The 22,901-nt window shown below is 73.6% G+C and carries 11 protein-coding genes; 4 read left to right on the top strand and 7 right to left on the bottom strand.

The features are described 5' to 3' along the window. From AB0L65_RS25845 to AB0L65_RS25835, 3 genes are read left to right on the top strand one after another with little or no spacing between them, the layout of a single operon-like run. Nucleotides 1-1,482 (top strand): condensation domain-containing protein, encoded by a 1,482-nt coding sequence (locus tag AB0L65_RS25845; protein ID WP_364249643.1) that lies wholly within the window; start codon nt 1-3, stop codon nt 1,480-1,482. Continuing rightward, entirely contained in the window at nt 1,479-7,508 is a 6,030-nt protein-coding gene (locus AB0L65_RS25840; protein ID WP_364249640.1) for an amino acid adenylation domain-containing protein, read from the top strand. The genes AB0L65_RS25845 and AB0L65_RS25840 overlap by 4 nt, the downstream gene beginning before the upstream one ends. Next, nucleotides 7,505-12,940: an amino acid adenylation domain-containing protein gene (locus AB0L65_RS25835; protein WP_364249637.1), complete on the top strand. Its 5,436-nt coding sequence runs from the start codon at nt 7,505-7,507 to the stop codon at nt 12,938-12,940. The genes AB0L65_RS25840 and AB0L65_RS25835 overlap by 4 nt, the downstream gene beginning before the upstream one ends. Here the strand turns inward: AB0L65_RS25835 and AB0L65_RS25830 are convergent. The 3 genes from AB0L65_RS25830 to AB0L65_RS25820 are packed head-to-tail and all read right to left on the bottom strand — an operon-like array spanning nt 12,911 to nt 16,117. Further along, the gene (locus tag AB0L65_RS25830) at nt 12,911-14,203 is read right to left on the bottom strand and encodes a 2-oxo acid dehydrogenase subunit E2 (RefSeq protein ID WP_364249634.1); all 1,293 of its coding nucleotides are present in this window, start codon (nt 14,201-14,203) and stop codon (nt 12,911-12,913) included. The two genes, AB0L65_RS25835 and AB0L65_RS25830, sit on opposite strands and share 30 nt — an antisense overlap. Further along, entirely contained in the window at nt 14,196-15,239 is a 1,044-nt protein-coding gene (locus AB0L65_RS25825) for a transketolase C-terminal domain-containing protein (RefSeq protein WP_364249631.1), read from the bottom strand. The genes AB0L65_RS25830 and AB0L65_RS25825 overlap by 8 nt, the downstream gene beginning before the upstream one ends. Next, complete coding sequence (locus AB0L65_RS25820) at nt 15,236-16,117, bottom strand: thiamine pyrophosphate-dependent dehydrogenase E1 component subunit alpha (RefSeq protein ID WP_364249628.1); 882 nt, start codon at nt 16,115-16,117, stop codon at nt 15,236-15,238. Before AB0L65_RS25820 ends, AB0L65_RS25825 begins: the two co-directional genes overlap by 4 nt. A 179-nt stretch (nt 16,118-16,296) precedes the next feature. Here AB0L65_RS25820 and AB0L65_RS25815 point away from each other — a divergent pair, with 179 nt between their 5' ends. After that, nucleotides 16,297-16,743 carry a hypothetical protein gene (locus AB0L65_RS25815; protein WP_364249626.1) on the top strand — a complete coding sequence of 149 codons (447 nt, stop codon included), beginning with the start codon at nt 16,297-16,299 and terminating at the stop codon, nt 16,741-16,743. On the opposite strand, the gene AB0L65_RS25810 is transcribed toward AB0L65_RS25815, so the two are convergent. The 4 genes from AB0L65_RS25810 to AB0L65_RS25795 all read right to left on the bottom strand — a co-directional run bounded on the left by AB0L65_RS25810 (nt 16,728) and on the right by AB0L65_RS25795 (nt 22,829). After that, nucleotides 16,728-17,210: a hypothetical protein gene (locus AB0L65_RS25810; protein WP_364249623.1), complete on the bottom strand. Its 483-nt coding sequence runs from the start codon at nt 17,208-17,210 to the stop codon at nt 16,728-16,730. The two genes, AB0L65_RS25815 and AB0L65_RS25810, sit on opposite strands and share 16 nt — an antisense overlap. Before the next feature lie 83 nt (nt 17,211-17,293). Next, nucleotides 17,294-17,725, bottom strand: coding sequence for a cupin domain-containing protein (locus tag AB0L65_RS25805; protein WP_364249620.1), 432 nt, complete (start codon nt 17,723-17,725; stop codon nt 17,294-17,296). Between the two features lie 51 nt (nt 17,726-17,776). Then, the gene (locus tag AB0L65_RS25800) at nt 17,777-19,288 is read right to left on the bottom strand and encodes an FAD-dependent monooxygenase (RefSeq protein ID WP_364249617.1); all 1,512 of its coding nucleotides are present in this window, start codon (nt 19,286-19,288) and stop codon (nt 17,777-17,779) included. A 148-nt stretch (nt 19,289-19,436) separates the two neighbouring features. Next, nucleotides 19,437-22,829, bottom strand: a complete 3,393-nt coding sequence (locus tag AB0L65_RS25795) for a phosphodiester glycosidase family protein (RefSeq protein ID WP_364249614.1) — start codon at nt 22,827-22,829, stop codon at nt 19,437-19,439. Between the last annotated feature and the right edge of the window lie 72 nt (nt 22,830-22,901).

Genomic DNA, 22,901 nt, shown 5'->3' with positions numbered 1-22,901 from the left:
ATGGTCCTGGCATCGCAGGCCCAGCACGGCATGTGGATCACCGAGATGATGCACGGCGGCGGCACGGCGTACCACATGCCGTTCGCCCTGTGGTTCGACGGCCCGCTGGACCGGGGGGCGATGCTGAAGGCGTGCGAGTCGGTGCTCGCCCGCCACCCGGTGCTGGGGTGCGCGTTCGAGGACCGCGACGGGGAGCTGCACCTGGTCCCCGCCGCCGACCGGCCGCCGGTCGCGTTCGCCGGGGCGGCGGACACGGACGACCTGCTCCGCGAGGAGATCGCGCGGCCGTTCGACCTGGGGCGGGGGCCGCTGGCGCGGTTCACGCTGGCGGAGGTGGGGCCGGCGCGGCATCTGCTGCTGTTCGTGGGGCACCACCTGGTGTTCGACGGCATGTCGAAGGACCTGCTGGTGCGCGACCTGGCGGCGGCGTACTCGGGCGGGCCCCTGCCGCCGCTGCCCATGCCGTACGGAGCCGCCGCCACGATCCCGCCCGAGGCCGCGGCGTACTGGCACGAGCACTGGCGCGACCGGCCGACGGTGGTCATCGACGGGATGGCCGGGACCGCGCGGACGGCCGGCCGCGGCGAGACGGTCCTGCTCGACCTGACGGGCGAGATGTCCGGCTGGGAGGGGGTCGGGGTCACGCGGTTCGAGCTGTTCCTGGCTGCCGTGCACGCCCTGCTCTTCCGGTACGGCAACGCCGAGCCGGCGGTCGCGGTCGCCATGTCCACCCGGCGGCCGGAGACCAGGGAGCACATCGGCCTGTTCGCCACCGAGTTACCGCTCTACTCCGCGCCCACGCCGGACACCACGCTCGCGGAGCTGGCCCACGACCTGCGGGCGCGGCTGCGCGAGCTGAACCGCTTCCGCGACATCCCCGCGGCCAGGGCCGCGGGCGGCATCCGGCCGCGCCCCGCGCTGGCACCGGTGTCGATCAGCTTCCGGCGGCGCGCGGCCGACGTGGTCTTCCCGGGGCTGGGCGTGGTGGCCGAGTGGAAGATGTCCAACCACATGGTCAGGAACGTCCTGCACCTGCAGGCCGTGGACGGCGACGACGGGCTCCGGCTCACCCTGCACCACAGCCCCGACGTCATCGGGCGCGAGCACGTCGAGCGGGCCGGGGAGCACCTGCGGGCCGTGCTCGCCGCCGACCCCGGCCTCCGGCTCGCCGACCTGCCCCTGCCCACCGCCGCGCCGATGGCGGCGCCCGCGCCGGTCGAGGCCCCCGTACCGGATGCAACGGCGGGGACGGTGGACGGCGAGCTGGTCGAGCAGATACGCCAGATCTGGATGGAGGTCCTGCGGATCGAGGAGCTCGCCCCCGACGAGGACCTGTACGACCTCGGCGGCCACTCGCTGACCATCACCCAGATCGGCGCCCGGATCAGGAAACGGCTCGGCGTCGAGGTGCCGTTCGACGTGTTCCTCGACGATCCGACGGTCGCCGGGGTGGCGGCGGCGGTCAGCGAGCTGCGCGCATGATCTCCCTCGGCCAGGAACGGCTCTGGTTCCTGCACCGGCTCGACCCGGCCGACCCGGCCTACCGCGTGGCCGTCGTGCGGCGGATCTCCGGCCCGCTCGACGCCGACGCCCTGACCGGCGCGTTCGGCGACGTGGTGACGCGGCACGAATCGCTGCGCACCCGCTTCCCCGACCACGACGGGCAGCCGGTCGCGATCGTCGAGCCGCCCGGCCCCGTACCGGTCGAGCGCGTCACCCTGGACACGCCCGAGCAGGCCGCGCGGCTGCTCGAAGAGCGCGCGAACACCCCCTTCGAGCTGGGCTCCGCGCCGCCCCTGCGCGTGACGCTGGTCCGGCTCTCCCCCGGCGACCACGTGCTGTGCGTCGTCCTGCACCACATCATCGGCGACGGCTGGTCGCTGAACGTGCTCATGGACGACCTGGCCAGGTGCTACGCGGCCCGCCTGGACGGCACCCCCGCCCGGCTGCCGGAGCTGGCCACGACCTACGCCGAGTACGCCGACGCGCAGCGCGAGGCGGACGCGGACGTGGACCACTGGACGGCCAGGCTCGACGGGGCCGCGCCGCTGGACCTGCCGGCGGACCGGCCGCGCCCGGCCCGGCGGGGCAGCGCGGGCGGGGAGACCTGGTTCGACCTCGACCCCGCGCTCGTGGCGGCGCTGGCGCGGCTCGCCCGGGCGGAGCGGTGCACGCTGTTCATGGTGCTGCTGGCCGCGTACCAGGCGCTGCTGGCCCGCCACACCGGGCAGGACGACATCGTGGTCGGCACGCCCACGGCCGGGCGGAGCCGGCCGGAGCTGGAGCCGATGGTCGGGCTGTTCGCCTCGACGCTGGTGCTGCGGGGCGACCTGTCGGGCGATCCGGCGTTCACGGAGCTGCTGCGACGCACCCGCCGGACCGTGCTGGAGGCGATGGCGCACGGCGAGACGCCCGTCGAGCGGGTGCTGTCGGCGCTGGACATCGAACGCGACCTCAGCCGCACGCCGCTGTTCCAGACCATGTTCGGGCTGCACAACGCGGCGGTCGGGTACGGCGAGGCCGCCACGTTCGCCGGGCTGACGAGCGAGCCGTTCCCGCACGGGACGCCGCCCGCGATGGTGGACCTGCGCGTGGACCTGTGGCCGGACGGCGGCGGGCTGCGCGGTGCGTTCGTCCACAGCGCCGAGCTGTTCTCGCGGGGCACGGTGGAGCGGCTGGCGGCGCGCTTCCTCGCGCTGCTGGGCTCCGTCGTCCGCAGTCCCGGCGCGCGGGTGTCCGAGCTGGAGGTGCTGCCGCCCGAGGAACGCGAGCTGCTGGACTCCTGGAACGACACCGCGGCCGGCGTCCCGTCCGGCACGGTCGTGGACCTGTTCCTGCGGCAGGCGGAGCTGCGGCCGGACGCCGTGGCAGTGGAGTGCTCCGGGGAGGCGCGCACCTATGCCGAGGTGGCCGCCCGGGCCCGGCTGGTCGCGGCGGGGCTGCGTGCGCGCGGGGCGGGGCCGGGGTCCGTGGTGGCGGTGTGCCTGCCGCGCTCGGCCGAGCTGCCGGGGACGCTGCTGGGCGTCATGATGGCGGGGGCCGCGTACCTGCCGGTGGACCCGGCGCTGCCCGCCGGGCGCGTCGCGGCCATGCTCGCGCAGGCGGGCGTGCGGGCCGCGCTGGCCGGCCCGTCGGCACCCCTGCCCGAGCACGTCGAACGGATCGAGCCCGCCCCCCAGGCGGCCTTCGCCGCATCACAGGCGGCGGCCGGTGCCCCCGCGTACGTGCTGCACACCTCGGGCTCCACCGGCACGCCCAAGGGGGTGGCGGTGCCGCACTCCGCGCTGGTCAACCTGCTGGCCGCGATGGAACGGCTGCTCGGCTCCCGCCCGGAGGACGTGTGGCTGGGCAGCACGGCGCTGTCGTTCGACATCGCCGGGCTGGAGCTGTACCTGCCGCTGGTGACGGGCGGGCGGCTGGTGCTGGCCGGCGACGACGCCGTGCGCGACGGGGTGGCGCTGGCCCGGCTGATCGGCGCGTCCGGGGTCACCCACGTGCAGGCCACGCCGTCGGGGTGGAGCATGCTGCTGTCCGCCGGGCTGGACCCGTCGGGGCTGGTGGCGCTGGCCGGGGGCGAGGCGCTGCCGCTCGCGCCGGCCAGGCGGCTGCGCAGGCGGGTGGGGCGGCTGCTCAACATGTACGGGCCGACCGAGACCACGATCTGGTCCACCGCCTGGGAGGTGCCGCCCTCCCCCGACCGGGTGAGCATCGGGCGACCGCTCGCGAACACCACGGTACGGGTGCTCGACCGCTCCGGCTCGACCGCGCCCATCGGCGTCCCCGGGGAACTGGTCATCGGCGGCGCCGGGGTGGCCCTCGGCTACCTGCGCTCGCCGGGCGAGCCGCCGGAGGCGTTCCCGGACGGGTGGTACCGGACGGGCGACCGGGTGCGGTGGCTGGCCGACGGCACGCTGGAGTTCCTGGGGCGCGGGGACGGCCAGGTCAAGCTGCGGGGGCACCGGGTCGAGCCGGGCGAGATCGAGGCCACCCTGGAGCGGCACCCGGGGGTGCGACGGGCCGCCGTGGTGGTGCGGGGCGGCGACCTGGTGGCCTACGTGGTGCCCGCCGTCCCGGACGATCTGCTGGAGCGGGCGGCCGAGTGGCTGCCCTCGTACATGCTGCCCTCGGTCGTCGTGCCCCTGGAGGCCCTGCCGCTGACCCCCAACGGGAAGGTGGACCGGCGGGCGCTGCCCGAGCCCGCGCGGCCGGCGGCGGGCCGGGGCGGCGCGCCGGTCACCGCGAGGGAGCGGCAGGTGGCGCGGATCTTCGCCGAGGTGCTGGGCACCGGCGACCTCGGCGCGGACGACGACTTCTTCGCGCTCGGCGGCCACTCGCTGCTGGCCACCCGGGTGATCGCCCGGCTGGCGGCGGCGGGGACGGCGGCGCCGCTGCGGGAGCTGTTCACGCATCCCACGGTCGCCGGGTTCGCCGCGACGCTGGACGAGCTCGCGGGCGAGCCGGGCAGCCCCCTCGTGCCGCGCCCGGCCGGCACGCTGCCGCCGCTCTCCCCCGCCCAGGAACGCCTGTGGTTCCTGCACCGCCTGGATCCCGCCGACGCCTCGTACAACATGTACATCGTGCGCAGGCTCCAGGGCCCGCTCGACGAGACGGCGCTGGAGCGGGCGCTGACCGGGCTGATCGCCAGGCACGAGTCGTTGCGGACCCGCTTCCCCGAGGTGGACGGGCGGCCGGTGGCCGTGGTCGAGCGGCCCGCGCCCGCCGGGATCGAGCGGCTGGCAGCCCGCGACGAGGCCGAGGCCCGCGCGCTCGTCGCCGCCCGCACGAACGCCCCGCTCGACCTGGGCGCCGCGCCGCCGCTGCGCGTCACGCTCGTCCGGCTCAGCCCGGACGATCACGTGCTCTGCGTCGTCCTGCACCACATCATGGCCGACGGCTGGTCGATCACCGTCTTCCTGGACGACCTGGCCGCCCTGTACGCCTCCGCCGAGCTCGCACCGCTGGCCGTGCAGCACGGGGACGTCGCCGGGTGGCGGCGGGAGCAGGACCGCGGCGCGGCCCTCGGCTACTGGCGCGCCCAGCTTGCCGACCCGCCCACCCTGGACCTGCGCACGGACCGACCGCACAGCCCGGGGGCGACGCGCGGCGACTTCCACCTGCTGGAGGTGCCGGGCGAGCTGCTCGCCCAGCTGGAGTCGACGGCTCGCCGGCATCGGGTGACGCTCTTCATGGTGCTGCTGGCGGCGTACCAGGTCCTGCTGTCCCGGCACACGGGGCAGGACGACGTGCTGGTCGGGTCGCCGACGGCGGGCCGGGACCGGGTGGAGCTGGAGCCCCTCATCGGCTACCTCAGCACCACGCTCGTCCTGCGCGGCGACCTGTCGGGTGACCCGGCGCTGGAGGAGCTGCTGGCCCGGACGCGCAGGACGGTCCTGGACGCGATGGCCCATCACGACGTGCCGTTCGAGCAGCTGCTGGCCGAGCTGGACGTGGAACGGGACCTGGCCAGGAAGCCGATGTTCCAGACCCTGTTCACCCTGAACAGCCAGACCGCCGACGGCGAACGCGACCGCCTCGGCCCGGTGCGGATGTCGTTCTTCGACGACGGGTACCGGCAGGCCAAGTTCGACCTGACCGTGGAGGCGTGGCGGTCGCCCGGGCGGCTGCGGGTGGCGTTCGGGTACGACGCGGGGTTGTTCGACGCGGAGACGGTGGCGGAGCTGGCGGAGCGGTTCGCGGTGGTGCTGCGGGGGGTGGCCGACCCGGGCAACCGGCAGGTGCCCTTGTCGCGCCTGCCCGTGCTGACGCCGTCCGACGAGGCCCTGCTCGCGTCGCTGGACCGCCCTCCGGCGGGCCCTCTTTTGGGCAGCGTGGGGACCGTCGGAGGGCTCATCGCCGAGTCGGGGTCGGCGCACCCCGGCGAGGTGGCCGTGAGCTGCGGCGCCGAGGCCGTGAGGTACGCCGAGCTGGAGCGGCGGGTGGCGCGGCTGGCCGGTGAGCTGGCCGGGCGGGGCGCGGGCGAAGGGGACCTGATCGGGCTCCGGACGGGCCGCTCGGTCGAGGCGGTGGTGGCCATGCTGGCGATCTGGCGGGTGGGCGCCGCCTACGTGCCCCTGGACCCCGAGTACCCGCCGGAGCGCCTGCGCGCGATGGCCGCGGGGACGTCCCTCGTCGTCACGGCGGGGATCGAGCCGGGACCGGGCGCCGGGGAACGCCGGCCCGGCCTGGCGTACGTGATCTACACCTCGGGCTCCACCGGCACCCCCAAAGGTGTCGCCGTCGAGCACGCCGGGCTGGCCGAGCGGGTCCGGTGGATGCGCACCGCGTACGGACTGCGTCCCGGCGACCGCGTCGTCCAGCTCGCCTCGCTTAGCTTCGACACCCACGCCGAGGAGATCTTCCCCGCGCTGGCCGCGGGCGCCACGGTCGAGCTGCTGCCCGGCGGCGGCGCCACCCTGCCCGACCTGCTCGCCCGGCGGCCCGACGTCACCGTGCTCGACCTGCCCACCGCCTACTTCCACCACCTGGTGGACCTGATCGACGAGATCCCCTGGCCGGACGGGCTCCGCCTGGTGATCCTCGGCGGCGAGCAGGTGCGCGCGCAGGCCGTGGACCGCTGGCGCGAACGCTTCGGCGACCGGGTGCGGCTGGTCAACACGTACGGCCCCACGGAGGCGACGATCATCGCCACGCACGCGGAACTGGAGGGCGGGGACCCGCACCCGCCGATCGGCCGCCCGGTGGAAGCGACCCCCGTCCGGGTCCTCGACCGCCACGGGGCGCCCACCCCGCCGGGCACGCCCGGCGAGCTGTACGTCGGCGGCCCCGGCGTGGCCCGCGGCTACCTCAACGCCCCCGATACGCCGTTCGTGACCCTGCCGGAGGGCCGCTACTTCCGGACGGGCGACCGGGTGCGGCTGCGGCGCGACGGCCGGTTGGAGTTCCTCGGGCGCCTGGACGCCCAGGTCAAGGTGCGCGGGTTCCGCGTCGAGCCGGGCGAGGTCGAGCACTGCCTGCTCACCCATCCCGACGTCCGGCAGGCGGCCGTGCTCGCGCGAGAGGGCGACCTGGTGGCGTACGTGGTGCCGCGTGGGGAGACCGGCGCCGGGAGCCTGGCCGAGCACGTCGCGCGGGCGCTGCCGCCGTACCTGGTGCCCGCGCGCTGGGTGCTGCTCGACGCGCTGCCCCTCACCCGCAACGGCAAGCTCGACCGGGCCGCGCTCCCCGAGCCGGACGCTCCGGTCGGGAGCGACGACACGCCGCCCAGGACGGACGCCGAGGAGCTGGTGGCCGACGTCTGGGCGGAGGTGCTGGGCGCGGACAAGATCGGCGCGTTCGACGACTTCTTCGCCCTCGGCGGCCACTCGCTGCTCGCCATCCGGGTGGCCGCCCGCTTGCGCGCCCTGGCGGGGGTGGATCTGCCGATCCGTACGCTGTTCGACCGCCGCACCGTGGCGGCGCTGGCGCAGGCCGTCGAGCAGGCGCTGGTGGCCGAGGTGGCGGGGCTGTCCGACGAGCAGGTCATGAGACTGACGGAGGAAGGCCCATGACCGAGCTGACCCAGGCACAGCGGGCGCTGCTCACCCAGCGGCTGCGCAGGCGCGGCGGATCGCGGCCGGTCATCCCCGCGCTGCCCGCCGACCGGCCCCCGCCCCTGTCGTACGCGCAGGAGCGGCTGTGGTTCATGGAGCAGTACGCCCCCGGGAACGCCACCTACACGATCCCGCTGGTGCGACGGGTACGCGGGCCGCTCCGGCCCGACGTCCTGGCGGCGGCGCTGCGCAGGGTCTGCGAACGCCACCAGCCGCTGCGCACCCGCTTCCCCGCCGGCGCGGACGGGCAGCCGGACGTGCTGGTGTCGGACGAGACCGAGGTCCCGCTGACCGTCGCCGCGGCCGGGTCGGCGGAGGCGGCCAGGGAGCTGGTGGGGCCGTTCCTGATGGAGCCGTTCGACCTGGTGACGGGCCCGGTCATGAGAGCCCTGCTGGTACGGCTGGCGCCCGACGACCACGTGCTGGCGCTGGCCGTGCACCACATCGCGGCCGACGGCTGGTCGGCGAACCTCCTGCTGCGCGAGATCCTGGCGTTCTGCACCGGCGGGACCGCGCTCGAGCTGCCGATCACGTACGGGGACTTCGCCGCCTGGCAGCGCGAACGCGCGGACGGCGACGTCGGCTACTGGCGCGACCGGCTGGCCGGGCTGGAGCCCCTGGAGCTGCCGGCCGACGCGCCGCGGCCGCCCGAGCTGACCCACGACGGGGCGGCGCACCGCTTCGCGATCGCCCCCGAGCTGGCCGAGCGGCTGGACCGGCTGGGCGGGGAGCACCGCGCGACGCCGTACATGGTGCTGCTGGCGGCCTTCGCGGTGCTGCTCGGGCGGTACGCGGGGCAGGACGACGTGGCGATCGGCTCGCCGGTGGCCGGGCGGTCGCTGCCCGAGCTGGACAACCTGATCGGGTGCTTCGTCAACATGCTGGCGATGCGGGTGGACCTGTCCGGGGATCCGTCGTTCGCGGAGCTGCTGGGACGGGTGCGGGAGCTGGCCACGGACGCGTACTCGCACCAGGAGGTGCCGTTCGAGCGGCTGGTGTCGGAGCTGAACGTGGCGCGGGAGCCGTCCAGGTCGCCGGTGTTCCAGGTCATCCTCGCCATGCAGAACTACGGCGGCGAGCCGGAGCCGGGGCCGCTGACGCTGGAGGGGTTCGAGCCGGGGGTGTGGGCGACCCGGTTCGACCTGGAGCTCTACACCGGGGGCGGCGGGGCGTTCCTGTTCGTCTACAACACCGCGCTGTTCTCCGCCGAGCGGATCGAGCGCATGGCCGGGCATCTGGTCACGCTGCTGGAGGGGGTGGCGGCCGATCCGGCGGCGCCGGTGTCGGAGCTGGAGCTGCTGACGCCGCGGGAGCTGGAGGAGCGGCGGCGCTGGAACGACACCGCCGTCGACCTCGGCCCGCCTGGCCTGCTGCACGAGCCGGTCATGGCCGGCGCGGAGAGCGGGGCCGTGGCGGTGCGGCATCCCGGGGGCGAGATCACGTACGGGGAGCTGCGCCGCCGGGTACGGGCTCTGGCCGCCGAGCTCAGGACCGCCGGGGCCGGGCCGGGCCAGTTGGTGGCCGTCGTGATGGAGCGGGGCTGGGAGCAGGTCGTCGCGGTGCTGGCGATCAACGCGGCCGGGGCGGCGTACCTGCCGATCGACGCCGACCTGCCCGACCGGCGGCGCTTCGAGCTGATCGAGCGCGGCGGATGCGCGATCGCCGTCACCCAGCCCTGGCTGAACCTGTCCTGGCCGGACGGGGTGACCCGGCTCGCGGTGCTCCCGGACGCGGACGCCCCGCCCTTCGACTGCCCCGCCTCCCCCGACGACCTCGCGTACGTGATCTTCACCTCCGGCTCCACCGGCGCACCCAAGGGGGTGATGATCGAGCATCAGGCCGCCCTGAACACCGTCCGCGACCTCAACCAGCGCTTCCGTGTCGGCCCCGCCGACCGCTTCCTCGCGCTCTCGGCCCTGAGCTTCGACCTGTCCGTGTACGACGTCTACGGCGCGGCGGCCGTCGGCGCGACCCTGGTCATGGGCGACCCGGCCGCCGACAAGGACCCGGCCGCCTGGGCCCGCCTCGTGGAGCGGGAACGCGTCACCGTCTGGAACTCCGTGCCCGCCCTCATGGAGCTCCTGGTGGACCACGCCGAGCACGAGGGCACCGACCTTCGCTCCCTGCGCCTGGTCCTGCTGTCGGGCGACTGGATCCCGCTGACGCTCCCCGACCGCATCCGCGCCCTCGCCCCGGACGCCGAGGTCATCAGCCTGGGCGGCGCCACCGAGGGATCGATCTGGTCCATCTCGTACCCGATCGGCCGGGTGGACCCGTCCTGGACCTCCATCCCGTACGGCCGCCCCCTGGCCAACCAGACGTTCCACATCCTCGGCCCCGGGCTGCGGGACACCCCCGTCGGCGTGCCCGGCGACCTGTACATCGGCGGCGCGGGCGTGGCCACCGGCTACTGGCGCGACCCCGAGCGGACGGCCGCCTCCTTCCGCACCCACCCCCGCACCGGCGAGCGTCTCTACCGCACGGGCGACCTCGGCCGGTACGCCGCCGACGGCGTCATCGAGTTCCTCGGCCGGGCCGACGCGCAGGTCAAGATCCGCGGCTACCGGATCGAACTCGGCGAGATCGAGACCCATCTCGCCCGCCACCCCGACGTGACCGAGTGCGTGGTCACGACCGACGGGCGGGGCACGGGAGCGCAGCTCGTCGCGTACGTGGTCACGCCGCATCCGGACCCGGTGCGCCTGCGCGCCCACCTCGCCGAGACGCTGCCCGCGTACATGATCCCCGCCCGTTTCGTCGCCCTCCCGAGCCTCCCCCTCACGGCCAACGGCAAGGTGGACCGCCGCCGACTGCCCGCCCCCTCGGCCGCTCCGGCGGGAACGCGCACCGCGCCGGAGACGGACACCGAGCGCCTGGTGAGCGCCGTCTGGGCGGAGGTGCTCGACGGGGCGGACTTCGGCATCGACGACGACTTCTTCGACGTCGGCGGGCACTCGCTGCTGGCCATCAAGGTCGTGGCGCGCCTGCGCAGGCGGCTCCCGTCGCCGGTCGCGGTGGTGGACCTGTTCAAGCATCCGACGGTGCGCGAGCTGGCCGCGTTCGCCGACGGCGGCGCCGCCGGGCCGCGCGGGCTGCTGCACGAGCTGACGCCGCGCCGCGTCCATGCCGAGCTCACGTACGTGTGCGTCCCGTACGGCGGGGGCGCCGCGGTGGCCTACCAGCCGCTGGCCGACGCGCTGCCCGCCACGCACGCGCTGTGGGCGGTCGCGATCCCCGGGCACGACGTGGGGCTGGACGAGGACCGGCTGCCCCTGGAGCAGGTGGCCGACCGGTGCGTGCGGGAGATCCTGGAGAAGGTACGGGGGCCGCTCGCGCTGTACGGGCACTGCGGGGTCGGGTCGGCGCTGACGGTCGCGATCGCTCGGCGGCTGGAGGCGGCCGGGCGGCGGCTCGAAGCGGTCTACATCGGGGCGATCTTCCCGTTCGCCCGGCCGGGGAACCGGGTGCTGGCGGTGCTGTCCCGGCTGGCGCGGCGGGAGTACCTGCGCAGCGACCGCAGCTACGCCAACTGGCTGACCTCGATGGGGCTCGACATGAGCGAGCTCGATGCGGGGCAGGCGCGGCACATCATCAGGAACATGCGCGAGGACACGGAGGCGGCGGAGGAGTATTTCACCGGGCTGTTCGAGAGCGCGGTGGAGCCGTTGCGGGCGCCGGTGATCAGTGTGGCGGGTGAGCGGGATCCGGCTACCGAGTACTTCGAGGAGCGGTATCGCGAGTGGCACTTCCTGAGTCCGACGGCCGCGGTGGTGGAGCTGGATGAGGCCGGACACTTTTTCCTGAAATATCGGGCGCAGGAGCTGGCCGAGATCGTCACCCGCACCCACCTCTCCCTGGACACCGGCGAGCCGGCCTCGGGCCCGAACTGGCGCCTGCACGACACCTCCCACCTCACCCCATCGCCCCCAGCCCCAGCCCCATCCGCACGCTCGGTCCCCACCACTCCCCCTGACCCGGCCCCGACCCCGGCCTCATCCGCTCGGCCAGCCCCCGCCGCCGGCCCGACCCCGGCTCGGATCCCGCTCGCAGGGCCGCTCGCGGGGCCGCAACCCAGCATGCGGCGGTTCCTGGTCGTGGCCGGGGGCCAGCTGGTGTCGATCATGGGCTCGGCGCTGACCGAGTTCGCCATTCCGCTCTGGATCTACCTCACCACCGGCTCCCTGGCCCAGTTCGCCCTGCTCGCCGTCCTCGGCCTGGTGCCGGGCATGGTGGTGGCCCCGCTGGCGGGCGCCATCGTGGACCGCAGCGACCGCCGTACCGTGATGCTCGGCGGCGATTTCGCCGCCTTCGGGACGCAGCTCCTGCTCGGCGTGCTGCTGTGGACGGGCAACCTGCAGACCTGGCACATCTACCCGCTGCTCGCGCTGCTGTCGGTGGCGCTCACGTTCCAGCGCCTCGCCTACAGCTCGGCGGTGCCGCAGCTCGTGCCCAAGCGGCACCTCGGCCACGCGAACGGCATCGTGCAGATGGCCGGGGGGATGACGCAGCTCATCGTGCCGCTGGCGGCCGCCGGGCTGATGGCGGTCGTCGGGCTCGGGGGCATCCTGGTCCTGGACGTGGTCAGCTACGTGTTCGCGATCGCCGTGACGCTGCTGGTGCGCTTCCCTCGGACGATGGCCTGGCGGCGCAAGGAGCCGGTCATGACGGAGCTGGTGGCCGGGTTCCGGTATTCGTGGGGGCAGCTCGGGTTCCGGCGGATGCTGCTGTTCTTCGCGGTCCTGAACGTGTTCCTGTCGCCGCTCTTCCTGATGATCTCGCCGCTGGTGCTGTCGTTCGCGGGGCTGCAGGACGTGGGGCGGATCTCGTTCCTGTCGGGGCTCGGGGTGCTGCTCGGCGGCCTAGCCATGACGGTGTGGGGCGGGCCGGGCCACGGGCGGATGCGGGCGGTGCTCTGGTGCACGCTCGCGCTGGCCGCGTTCTGCCTGGTCACGGGGTTGCGGGCGGATCTGGTGACGATCGGGCTCGGGGCGTTCGGGATGTCGTTGTGGGTGACGCTGCTCAACGGGGTCTACGCCACGATCGTGCAGGTGAAGGTGCCGCAGCGCTTCCACGGGCGGGTGTTCGCGCTGAACACGCTGATCGCCTGGTCGACGCTGCCGCTGGGGTTCGGGCTCGTGGCGCCGTACGGGGCGGCGGTGTTCGACCCGCTGCTCGCCCCGGACGGGCCGCTCGCCTCGACCGTCGGCGCGCTGATCGGGACCGGGGCGGGGCGGGGTGTGGGGTTGATGTACGTCCTGTTCGCGGTCGCGATGGCGGTGCTGGCGGTCGTGGCGCTCCGGTCCCGGCTGCCGTCCTTGGTGGACGACGCCGCCGACGCCGCCCCCGACGACCTGGTCGGCTTACAGTCCCTCGAAGGACGCCGCCTCTAGCGCTTCCTTGAGCGCCTGGAGGAACAGGACGGCGTCCCTGCCGTTGACCAGCCGATGGTCGTAGGCCAGCCCGATCACCGCCACCGTGCGCTCGCCTTCCCGCTGCGGCGAGGTGAGCGCGAGGGCGCACGCCTGGCCCGGGAAGACGATGGGGATGGCCATGACGATGTCGCGGTCGTGGTGCAGGGTGACGACGATGTTGCCGCCGTCGAAGTGCTCCTGCCTGAACCCGCCGCGCTGGGCCAGCCGCCGGAACCCGGCCAGCTCCCCGGCGATCTCCTCGATCCCCTTGCCGTGCGCGTCGCGGATGACCGGCACGTACAGGCCGGTGCCGAGATCGATCGTGACACCCACGTTGGGGGCGTCGGGGACGGCCGCCGTGCCCTCGTCCATGAGAGTGGCGAAGCACAGCGGGAAGTCCTGGTGCAGGCGCGCGACGGCGGCGATGAGGAGGTCGGGCAGGCCGACGAGCTTGCGCAGGCGCTTGGTGAGGTCGCGGGCGGTTGTGGTGGCCCTGCCGACGTCCACTTTGATGGCGGTGTAGGCGGCGGGGATCGTCTGATGCGAAAGGCTCACCGTCCTCCCGACGGCCTGCTGATTCCCGCTCAACCCCCGCACACTCCCCCCGACCGGCGCGGCTCCAGGTGACGCGGCGGCGGGCGAGGGCGGTGGGGGTGTCTCCGCGACGGCGGCCTCCACGGACGGCGAGGGTCCTTCGGTGGCAGGCGATGCCGGCGGGCGGGGCGGGGGTGAGCAGGCTGCGGCCAGGCGCTCGACGTCGGCGCGCCGCACCACCTTCACGGGCAGGTCGCGCACGCGGGCGGGGTCGATGCCCAGCTCGTCGATGAGCGCCCGCGCGGGCGCCGTGATCAGCGGCGCTTCAGCGGGCAGGGCGTCACCGGAGACCGCCGCAAGCGCGCCCGAGGCGAGCGAGGGCACGGCCGAGGGAAGCGCGAACGAAGGCGGGGCGGGCGCGGGGCTGGGCGAAAGCGGGGCGGGGGCGGGTGGAGGTGGGGTGGGGGGTGGTGCGGGGTGGGGGGTGATGTGGGCGATGGGCTGGCCCGGGGTGCAGTCGGCGCCGGCCGGGATCAGCTGGACCAGGATCCCGTCGTGCCCGCTGACCAGCTCCTCCACCGTCTTGGACGTCTCCACCGACGCCACCACGTCATCCCCCCGCACCGGCGCGCCATCCGCCACCAGCCATTCCAGCAGCACGTACGCCGAGTCGTTGGTGTTCAGCTTCGGCACCCGGATCTCAGCCATCCAACCCCTCCAGCACGGCACGGCGGATCGTGGAGTCCTGGACGAGCACCTCGCGCTCCAGGTGGGCGGCCGTGGGGATCACGCTGTCCGCCGAGCTGACCAGCCGGACCGGGCGCCGCAGGCGGCCCCAGAGGCGGGTGTGCAGGTCGGCGGCCACGTGGTCGCCCCAGGTGCCGCCCGCGCTGCCGTCCTCGGCCACGCACACCAGCGGCGCCCGCCCGAGCAGCGGCAGCAGCTCCGACGGGTCGAAGGGGTACAGGCGCGAGGGGACCACCAGGACGCCGGTCAGGTCGTGGTCGAGCAGCAGGGTTCGCATGGCGGCCAGCGCGCGGTGGGCGACCCCGCCGGGGGTGATCAGCACGTAGTCGAGATCGCCGGAGGGGATGTCGAGGCCGCCGGGTCCCCCGGTGTCGAGGCGGACCACCGCCACGTCGCCCACCGGCTCCCACGTGAACAGCTCGTCCACCTCGTACATCCGCCGCGTGTAGAGCACCTTGTCCTCGAACAGCAGGCACGGCTCGCCCAGCGCCAGCATGCGGTCGAGCACGGCCCGGTTGTCGTGGAAGGGCGACATCTCGAACAGCGACAGCCCGGGGATCCCGATGAAGTGCTTCTGCGGGCTCTGGCTGTGGGTGGGGCCGTAGCCGCGGTGGCCGCCGGACGGGCACCGGATCACCAGCGGGAGGGGTACGCGGGTCCCGTACATGGTGACGGATTTGCCGGCGAAGTTGAGGATCTGGTCGAAGGCGAGCGCCACGAAGTCGGCGAACATGATCTCCACGACCGCCTTGCCGCCCGCCAGCGCCAGCCCCGAGGCCGCGCCGACGATGGCGCCCTCGCTGAGCGGGGTGGTGAGCACGCGGCCGGGGAAGCGGGTGGACAGGCCCTTGGTGATCTTGAAGGCGCCGCCGTAGGGGTCGAGGAGGTCCTCGCCCAGGACGTACACGGAGGGGTCGTCCTCGAGGAGCCCGTGCAGCGCGCGGTTGAGGTCCTCACCGACCCGCACCCTGCGCGCGGGCGCCCCGCCGACCGTCACGCCGGCGTCCAGACGGACGGCGGACGGGCGGCGACCTCGGCCGCGATCCGGTCGATCCGGGTACGGGCCTCCGCCTCGATCCCGGCGGACTGTACGGGGTGCGCGGCCTGGTAGGCGGCGTACCAGTCGAAGCGGGGAAAGTCCGGCGGCCGGGTGTCGTCGCCCTTGCTGTGAGGGCCGAGGCGATGGGTGGCGAACTCCACGATCAGCGGAAGCGACTCCGTCCGGGCCCGGTCGACGAGCGGCGCCAACTGGGCGCGGATTTCGTGAATTTCCGCGATGTCCACCCGGTGGTGCGCCACGCCGAACGCCAGCGCCCGCCCCTCCACCGTGCCCGCCATCTGCAGCCCCGTCGGCGTGGACTGGGCGATGCCGTTGTGCTCGACCACGACCAGAAGCGGGAGCCGCCAGAGCTGGGCCAGGTTGAGCGCCTCGTACACGGCTCCCTCGCCCCAGGTGCCGTCGCCGATGTAGACGCACGCCAGCGCGCCCGGCTCGTGCCGCTTCAGCCGCAACGCGACCCCGGCCGCCACGGGCAGGCTCTGGCCCTGGACGCCGGTGGACAGGTAGCGGTCGCGCTTGAGGTGCTGGCTGCCGCCGACGCCGTCGCAGATCGCCCCCTTCCTGCCCATGATCTCGGCCAGCAGCCCCTCCGGGTCCTCGAACCTGGCCAGATAGTGGCCATGGCCCCGGTGGTTGCTGAAGATCCAGTCGCTCTCGCGCAGGAGCGTCCGCAGGGCTACGGGGACGTACTCCTGGCCGAGGCAGGTGTGCGTGGTGCCGTTGAGCTCGCCGCGCTCGAAGAGCGAGAGCAGCTTCAGCTCGAAGAATCGGATCAGCAGTAACAGCGCCAGGTCGTCGTCAGAGAGTTTGTCCATTGAGTCTCTCGAGCACCAGGAGAACCTCCTGAAAGGCTAACAATCCGCATATTTCCCATCCAGGGCCGCCTCCAAGCGTCGATGGAACGGTCCGATTCTTCCTCAAACGGATCCCTGGCCGAGATCACCGCTCGTTACTCTGGCACCCGATCCACCGCCCCGCTGACGGGAGCAGGCCGATGTTCGGGCGTTATCTGAGGTCACAACTGGTCGTCCTGCTCTGCGGAGGGCTGGTCGGCCCGATCTTCGTGATCGTCTACCTCGCACTCGGCCCGGCCGAACGCGCGGAGATCCAGTGGATGTTCTACGTCGGCCTGGTGCTCACGGTGTCCGACGTGGTGGTCGCGGTGGCCCTGGCCCGCCGCGGCGCGAAGGCGGCCGCCAGGACCGCCGCCCTGGAGCGGAGCGGAGTGCTGACGCTCGCCCAGATCACCGGCATGTCGGAGACCGGCACCAGGATCAACGACCGGCGGCCGGCGCCGCCTCGCCGTCCGAGCGGTCCGCCGCCCAGCGTCTGGAGGAGCTGGAGGCGCTCCGCACGACGGGGGCGATCACGGACGACGAGTACGCCGCCAAGCGCCGGCAGATCATCTCCGAGATCTGAGTGCGGCTACTTCGACAGGTAGAGGGTCTTCCAGGTGCCCGCGTACTGGCAGACGAGGGACGGCTTGGCGGACTTGGACTCCGAGCAGACCTTGAGCTCGACCTGGTAGACGTCCCGGTAGGAGAACGAGAACCGCTTCGGGGCGCGGTACGAGCAGTCGCGCACCGCGTGCTGGCGGAACGGCAGGTTGCTCCCGGAGCGGTACGTGATGCGGAAGACCGCCCAGCCGCAGGTGGCGGCGGGCCGCGTGTGGTCGTACACCTTGCCCGAAACCCGGACGACGTCGGCCGTCGGCAGGTCGGCGTGGTCCTCCCCCGTGGCCGTCAGCGTGCCCACGGCGTGGGCGGCGCGCCCCGGCGCGTAGTACGGGCCCCACGCGGCCGAATCCGCCGCGGTCGAGGCCTGTGCGGCGGGGGCGATGGTCGTGACAGCGGCGATGGTGGCGGTGGCGGCGATGGCAAGACCGGCGAGAGTACGGGGGATCGTCATCGGGGGCCGTCCTTTCGTGGCGAGATGACGACAATGTGCGATACGCCGATTTCAGCCGACTTGCCGCGGACCGACGTACGCTTTCAAGAGCCTTGCGGGCCCTGCCCGGCGGTAGGGCGCGGGGCGCGCAGGTGGGCCCGCTGCGCCAGCTCCGCCTCGTCGACGTACGTCAGCATCGGCTGACCGGGCGCGCACAGCATGAACACGACGAACTTGGTCGGCGCGTCCGGCAAGGCGTTGCCGTCCTGGTAGTGGATCACGTCGCCGCCCGGCTCCCAGAACGTCTCACCGGCCTCGACCACGCGCTCCGGCTCACCTTCGAGCTCGAACCGTATCGCGCCATCGATCACGTAGCCGAAGGCCGGCCCCGCGTGGCGGTGCGGAGCAAGGCCGGGGTGGCCGGGAGACCACTCGACGAGGATGGTCATCCCCGAAGCACCCTCGGGGATGAAGGGCGGCTTGATGTCCGCCAGCATCTTGAATCCGGGCTCCGCCGCCGAGTCCTTGTTCGACATGGTCACCACACCTCCATGGGCCTGTTACCCACATACGCGCAGGTCAGGCCATCAACCGGGCAGCCTCGTCCCGACCGGGCCGGTCACGGGCGACGCCGGCGGCAGGCCGCACCATTCCGCCAGGGCGGAACGCAGGCCGAGGACACGGGTGGCGGGATCGGCGGCGGCGCTCGCCCAGGCGATGTAACCGTCCGGACGGACCAGCATGGAGGGCAGGCGGGCGCTTCTCGGCGTGGCGTGCCTGACCCGCGCCGGCGGAAGCACGGCGGGCTCGTCGGCGGGCTCGTCGGCGGGGGCCAGGAGCACGAAGCGCCCGTCGCGCAGCGCCTCGTACAGCCGGCTCGCGTCGCCGGTCAGGAGGACGTCGGGGACCCGCCGCCCGACCAGCGGGTGCGCTCCCCGGGGCGCGGAGTAGGAGATCGCGAGGCCGGAGATGGCCTCCCGCAGCCGGCGGGCGGCCGGCGGGAACCGGTTCATGATGATCGGGAGCGTCGCCCGCAGGACCCTGTCACGCCGGGTACGGGCCAGGGCCGTCGTGAGCAGGCGACCGCTGAGCCGCACGATCATGCCGCCCACCGGATGCCGTTCGGCGTGGTAGGTGTCGAGCAGGCCGTCCGGCGCCCAGCCCTGGACCGCCGCGGCGAGCTTCCAGCCGAGGTTGGCCGCGTCCTGCATGCCGGTGTTCATCCCCTGCCCGCCCGCGGGGGAATGCACGTGCGCGGCGTCGCCCGCCAGGAACACCCGGCCCACGCGGTAGCTGGGAACCTGTCGCTCGTCGCTGTGGAACCGCGTCAGCCAGCGCACGTCGTGCAGGCCGAGATCGCCGCCCATGACGCTGCGGGTGATGTCACTCACCTCCTGGAGCGTGACCGGCGCGCTGCTGGGAAGCTGCCGCCGCCGGTCCCAGGCGATGATCCGGTAGCGCCCGTCCCCGAAGGGGGCGACGAAGCAGAAGCCCTCGGCGCCGGTGTTGAGGCCCAGCTCCTGCGTCGGGGGCCGGCTGAGGCGCACGTCGGCCAGCATCACCGAGTCCACCGCGGAACGCCCGAGGAACGGAACGCCGAGTGCGTCCCGTACGACGCTGCGCACGCCGTCGGCGCCCACCACGAACTTCGCGCGCCGGCTGTGGATGGTGCCGTCGATGCGCATGCTCACGTCCACGCCGTCGGCGTCCTGGCGGAGACCGACGACCTCGACCCCGCGCATGACCTCCACGCCGAGCCTGGAGGCCCGGTTCTCCAGCACGTGTTCGGTGTTGTACTGCGGGGTGCACAGCAGGAACGGGAACCGCGACCGCAGCCGGGACAGGTCGATCTCCAGGTTGCCGAACATCGACATCGTCCCGAAGATCGAGCCCGTCTCGATCAGCTCGTCGGCCACGCCCCGGGCGTCGAGCTGTTCCAGCGTCCTGGCGTGCACGACGAACGCCCGCGACAGCTTCGACCCCCGAAGCTCCCGATCCACGATCATGCACGCGACGCCTCTCGCGGCGAGGTCGCCCGCGAGCAGCAGGCCCGTCGGGCCGGCTCCGACGATCATCACGTCGGTGTCGAAGAGCGCCATCAGCGTCTCCCGTCTCCTCTGAGCGCCTTGCGGCGCGATCGCCCGGGAGGAGACGGCGACTCGCTGTTATGAATGCATTCCCTTCATGGTACGACCGGGCTGTTCAGGAGCCCGGGCGGGCCGCCGCGGCGGCCCGCCCGGAGGGAGGTCAGGCGGCGGCCTTGGCGGCCAGCGCCACGGTGGCCTGGCGGGTGACGCCGCTCACCGTGACGGCGACCGTCACCTGCCCCCGCCGCAGCGCCGTCAGCGTCCCCGTCGAGGGGTCGAAGTAGGCCACGTGCCACGGCTTGACGCCGTCACGGCCGCCGACGTACAGGTTGGGCGAGCCGGACCACGCCGCCGAGACCGGGTAGGCCGCGGGGACCGTACGGCTCCCCTGCTTGACCGCCGCCGTCACCGCGCCGGGCGCGCCGATCGCGACGGTCGCGGGGGCGGTGAGCACGAGGTCGTCCAGGTGCGGCCGGACCTGCGTGCCGATCCAGTCGGGCGCGTCGGCGAACCAGTTCCGCCGCACGTGCTCGGCCTCGGCCGGCGTCACGGGGTCGACGCCCCACAGCGACCACCCGGTGAACCCGCCGTCGTCGGCCGCGGTGGCCGGGTTCTTGCCGGAGTTGCCGTTGATGAAGTACGGCACCGCGTCCACGTGCGAGGCGTGGAACGTCCCCACGTGCGCCCCGATGTACGCGGCCCCCTTGCCGGTGGTGCGCTGGAAGTCCGCCAGCCAGCCCTCCACCAGCGCCGCCTCCTTGCGGTCACCGAGCTGGCTGCCCTTGCCGGGCGTCGGGTCGCGCGGCGGCACGTGGAACAGCACCGCGACCGAGCCCACCGACGCGTCGCCGGCGGCCTTGTCCAGCTCGGACCGGAGCATGGCCACCTGGTCGTAGCCGCCGCCGCGCAGGTTCAGGCGCGAGGTGTCCAGGGTGACGAAGCGCGTGCCCTTGTGGTCGAAGGTGCTGTACGTGTCGCCGAAGACGGCCTTGAAGTTGTCGATCTTGCCGCCCATGACCTCATGGTTGCCGGGAATGTAGTGATATTCCAGGGTTCCGCCGAGCTCCTCGTCGAGGATCTTCTTCGCCAGCGCGAAGTCCTCGGGCGACGCCTCGTCCACCAGGTCACCGTTGATCAGCAGGAAGTCCGGCTTGGCCGCCTTGATCTCCCGCAGCGTGCGGCGCGCGTTCTTGACGATGTCGCTGTCCGGGTCCCGGGCCACGAACTGCGCGTCCGACATGACCGCGAACCGCCACGGCATCCGGCCCACGTCGGCCTTGACCACCGGATCGACGACCTTCGGCGCGGCGGGGGCGGAGATCGACGGCGGCACCTTGGCCACCAGGCCGTCGATGAGGATCTCGTTGGTGTACTTCGCGTCCGCCTTGGTCTCGGCCACGTAGAAGCGCCGCAGCTTGAGCGGGTAGTTCACGCCCGGAGGCACGGCGAACTCGACGTACTTCCATCCGGTCCACGTCATGTACGGACCGCGCAGGATCTGCGACTGGCCGAGCGCGTCGTAGAACTCCAGGCTCGGCCACTCGCCCTTGCCGGTGGAGTTGATCCAGAGCCCGAACGCCTGCGGCTGGCCGTCCACCACGATCTGCTGCGGCGGGCTGGCGTACGCGGCCCGGGTCGCGGTCGAGGTGGTGAAGTCGTACGAGAGCTTGAGCCCGCCCCCGCTCTGGCCGGGCGCGGCCGACAGCGAGCCGGTGGCGCGGGCGGCGGCGAACGTCCACTTCGCCGCGTCCTCGAAGTCGGCGACCGGCTTCTCCTCGAACCCGACGGTCACCGGCACCGCCGTGCTGAGCTTGCCGACCTTGGCGGTGATCAGGCCGGACCCGACGGCCTTCTTGGCCTTGACGGTGAAGTAGCCGTGCTCGGCCGCGGTGACCTCGTACAGGCTCTTGTCGTAGTCGAGCGTGAGGTCGGAGGGCTCGACGGGCGCGGAGTTGCCGTTGCGGTCGTAGCCGACCACGCCGAACGTCGCCACGCCGTCCGCCCCCGCCAGGCCGAGCCGGTCGGCGGTGGCGCCGAGCCGCTGGAGCGGCTGCAGGACGGTCAGGTCGATGGCACCCTTGGCGCCGCCGCGGGAGGCGGTGACGGTGGTCTGGCCGGGCACCAGAGCGTGGAACTTCCCGTCGCGGACGACGCCGTGCACGGCCGGGTTGGCCCGCCACGACGGCGTGCCGGCCGCCGGGCCGTACGTCTCGTCGTATCCGGCGGCGGTCAGCCGCCGCGTGAGGCCGGGGAAGACGCGGTCGGGGCGGCCGCCCGCGACCGGGCCGACGCCGGGCGCCTTGGCGGGGTCGCTCGCGGTCTCCAGCCAGAAGCCCTTGAGCTTGCCGCTGCCCTCGGGCGCGTAGAGCGCGAGGCCGTTGGGCACGTGGCGCTCGCCGCCGTCGGAGGGGCTGTTCTCCACCTGGACGTCGGCGGCGCCGGGCTCGCGGGCGAGCATGGTGGAGGAGCCGCCGCCGTCGAGGTTGAGGGCGTTGGCGGCGCCGAGGTCGACCATCATGGCGGCGAGCTCGTTGAGCGTGACGCCGCGGCTGTCGACCTGGCGGCCGTCCACGGTCAGCAGGTACATCTTCCTGCCGTCGGCCGAGAACCCGACGGCGGTGCGGGGGTGCGCGGCGGGGTCGGTGGAGTTCTGCACGACCCCGTCCTTGACCAGCACCCAGTTGCCGCCCACGGCCGCCTTGACCTGGCTGCCGTCCGACGACTTCGGCTGGTACTTGACGTCCACGCGGTCGCCGGCCTTCAGCGCGGACAGGGCGGTGGCCCCGGCGTCGCGGCCCAGCAGGATCGTGGTCCCGGCGGGGATGGGGCCGGTGCCGGCGGACGTGCGTACTTCGGAGACCACCCCGTCCACCAGGACGACCTCGGCGACGGACGTGGCGCCCTCGACGGCGCGGGCCCGGTTGAACGAGCCCCACAGCGGCGTGAACAGCCCGACGCCGCCGCTCTTCACGATCTGGTTGAACTGGGTGAGCGCGATGGGCGTGCCGCTGGCCGGGGTGGCGGTGCCCTCGAAGTACATCTTGAGCACGCGGCCGAGGCCGTCACCGGTGATCGCGACCGCGTTCTCGTGGCCCGTGACGGGCGACTGCACCAGCGAGCCGTTCTGCACGCCGATGCCCTGGGCGGCGCCGGAGTTGTTGATGTCGAAGAAGTCGCCGTTGACGGCCGCGACGGCGTGCGCGCGCTTGGCGGGCCCGGACAGCGGCTCGGTCTTGGACACCTCGCCGGAGTACAGGTAGTCGGCCTTCGCGCCGCCGAGGTCGGCGGTGACCGCGTCCGCGCGCAGCCAGCCGAGCGCGTCGTAGGTGTCGAACGAGGTGAGCGAGATGCCCGGCGCGACCGGCCGGGTCCTCTTGGCCGTCTCCAGCCGCTGCCCGGCATCCTGGGCGAGCAGCGTGGACGGCGGCGGGTAGGACGACGCCTTGAGCGCGTCCTCTACGGGGGGCGCGGGATCGGCCTGCGCCGGGGCCGTGGCCAGGGCGAGGGGGCCTAACGCCAGCACCGAAGCTGTGAGGATTCTGAGGGACTGCACGACCGAACTCAATCGCTCGTGGATATAACTTTCAAGACTTAAGAGTGAACTAAAAGAAAATTTCAGATCTTG

It is taken from the genome of Nonomuraea sp. NPDC052116 (assembly GCF_040680035.1).
Taxonomy (GTDB): Bacteria; Actinomycetota; Actinomycetes; order Streptosporangiales; family Streptosporangiaceae; genus Nonomuraea; species Nonomuraea angiospora_A.
This window is presented reverse-complemented; position numbering and strand designations above follow the sequence as displayed.

What these genes read in the sequence shown, in the direction of transcription:
- AB0L65_RS25835 (WP_364249637.1), top strand. Translation starts at nt 7,505, where the DNA reads ATGACCGAGCTGACCCAGGCACAGCGGGCGCTGCTCACCCAGCGGCTG.
- AB0L65_RS25830 (WP_364249634.1), bottom strand. Translation starts at nt 14,203, where the DNA reads ATGGCTGAGATCCGGGTGCCGAAGCTGAACACCAACGACTCGGCGTAC.
- AB0L65_RS25810 (WP_364249623.1), bottom strand. Translation starts at nt 17,210, where the DNA reads ATGACGATCCCCCGTACTCTCGCCGGTCTTGCCATCGCCGCCACCGCC.
- AB0L65_RS25805 (WP_364249620.1), bottom strand. Translation starts at nt 17,725, where the DNA reads ATGTCGAACAAGGACTCGGCGGCGGAGCCCGGATTCAAGATGCTGGCG.
- AB0L65_RS25815 (WP_364249626.1), top strand. Translation starts at nt 16,297, where the DNA reads ATGTTCGGGCGTTATCTGAGGTCACAACTGGTCGTCCTGCTCTGCGGA.
- AB0L65_RS25845 (WP_364249643.1), top strand. Translation starts at nt 1, where the DNA reads ATGGTCCTGGCATCGCAGGCCCAGCACGGCATGTGGATCACCGAGATG.
- AB0L65_RS25840 (WP_364249640.1), top strand. Translation starts at nt 1,479, where the DNA reads ATGATCTCCCTCGGCCAGGAACGGCTCTGGTTCCTGCACCGGCTCGAC.
- AB0L65_RS25800 (WP_364249617.1), bottom strand. Translation starts at nt 19,288, where the DNA reads ATGGCGCTCTTCGACACCGACGTGATGATCGTCGGAGCCGGCCCGACG.
- AB0L65_RS25820 (WP_364249628.1), bottom strand. Translation starts at nt 16,117, where the DNA reads ATGGACAAACTCTCTGACGACGACCTGGCGCTGTTACTGCTGATCCGA.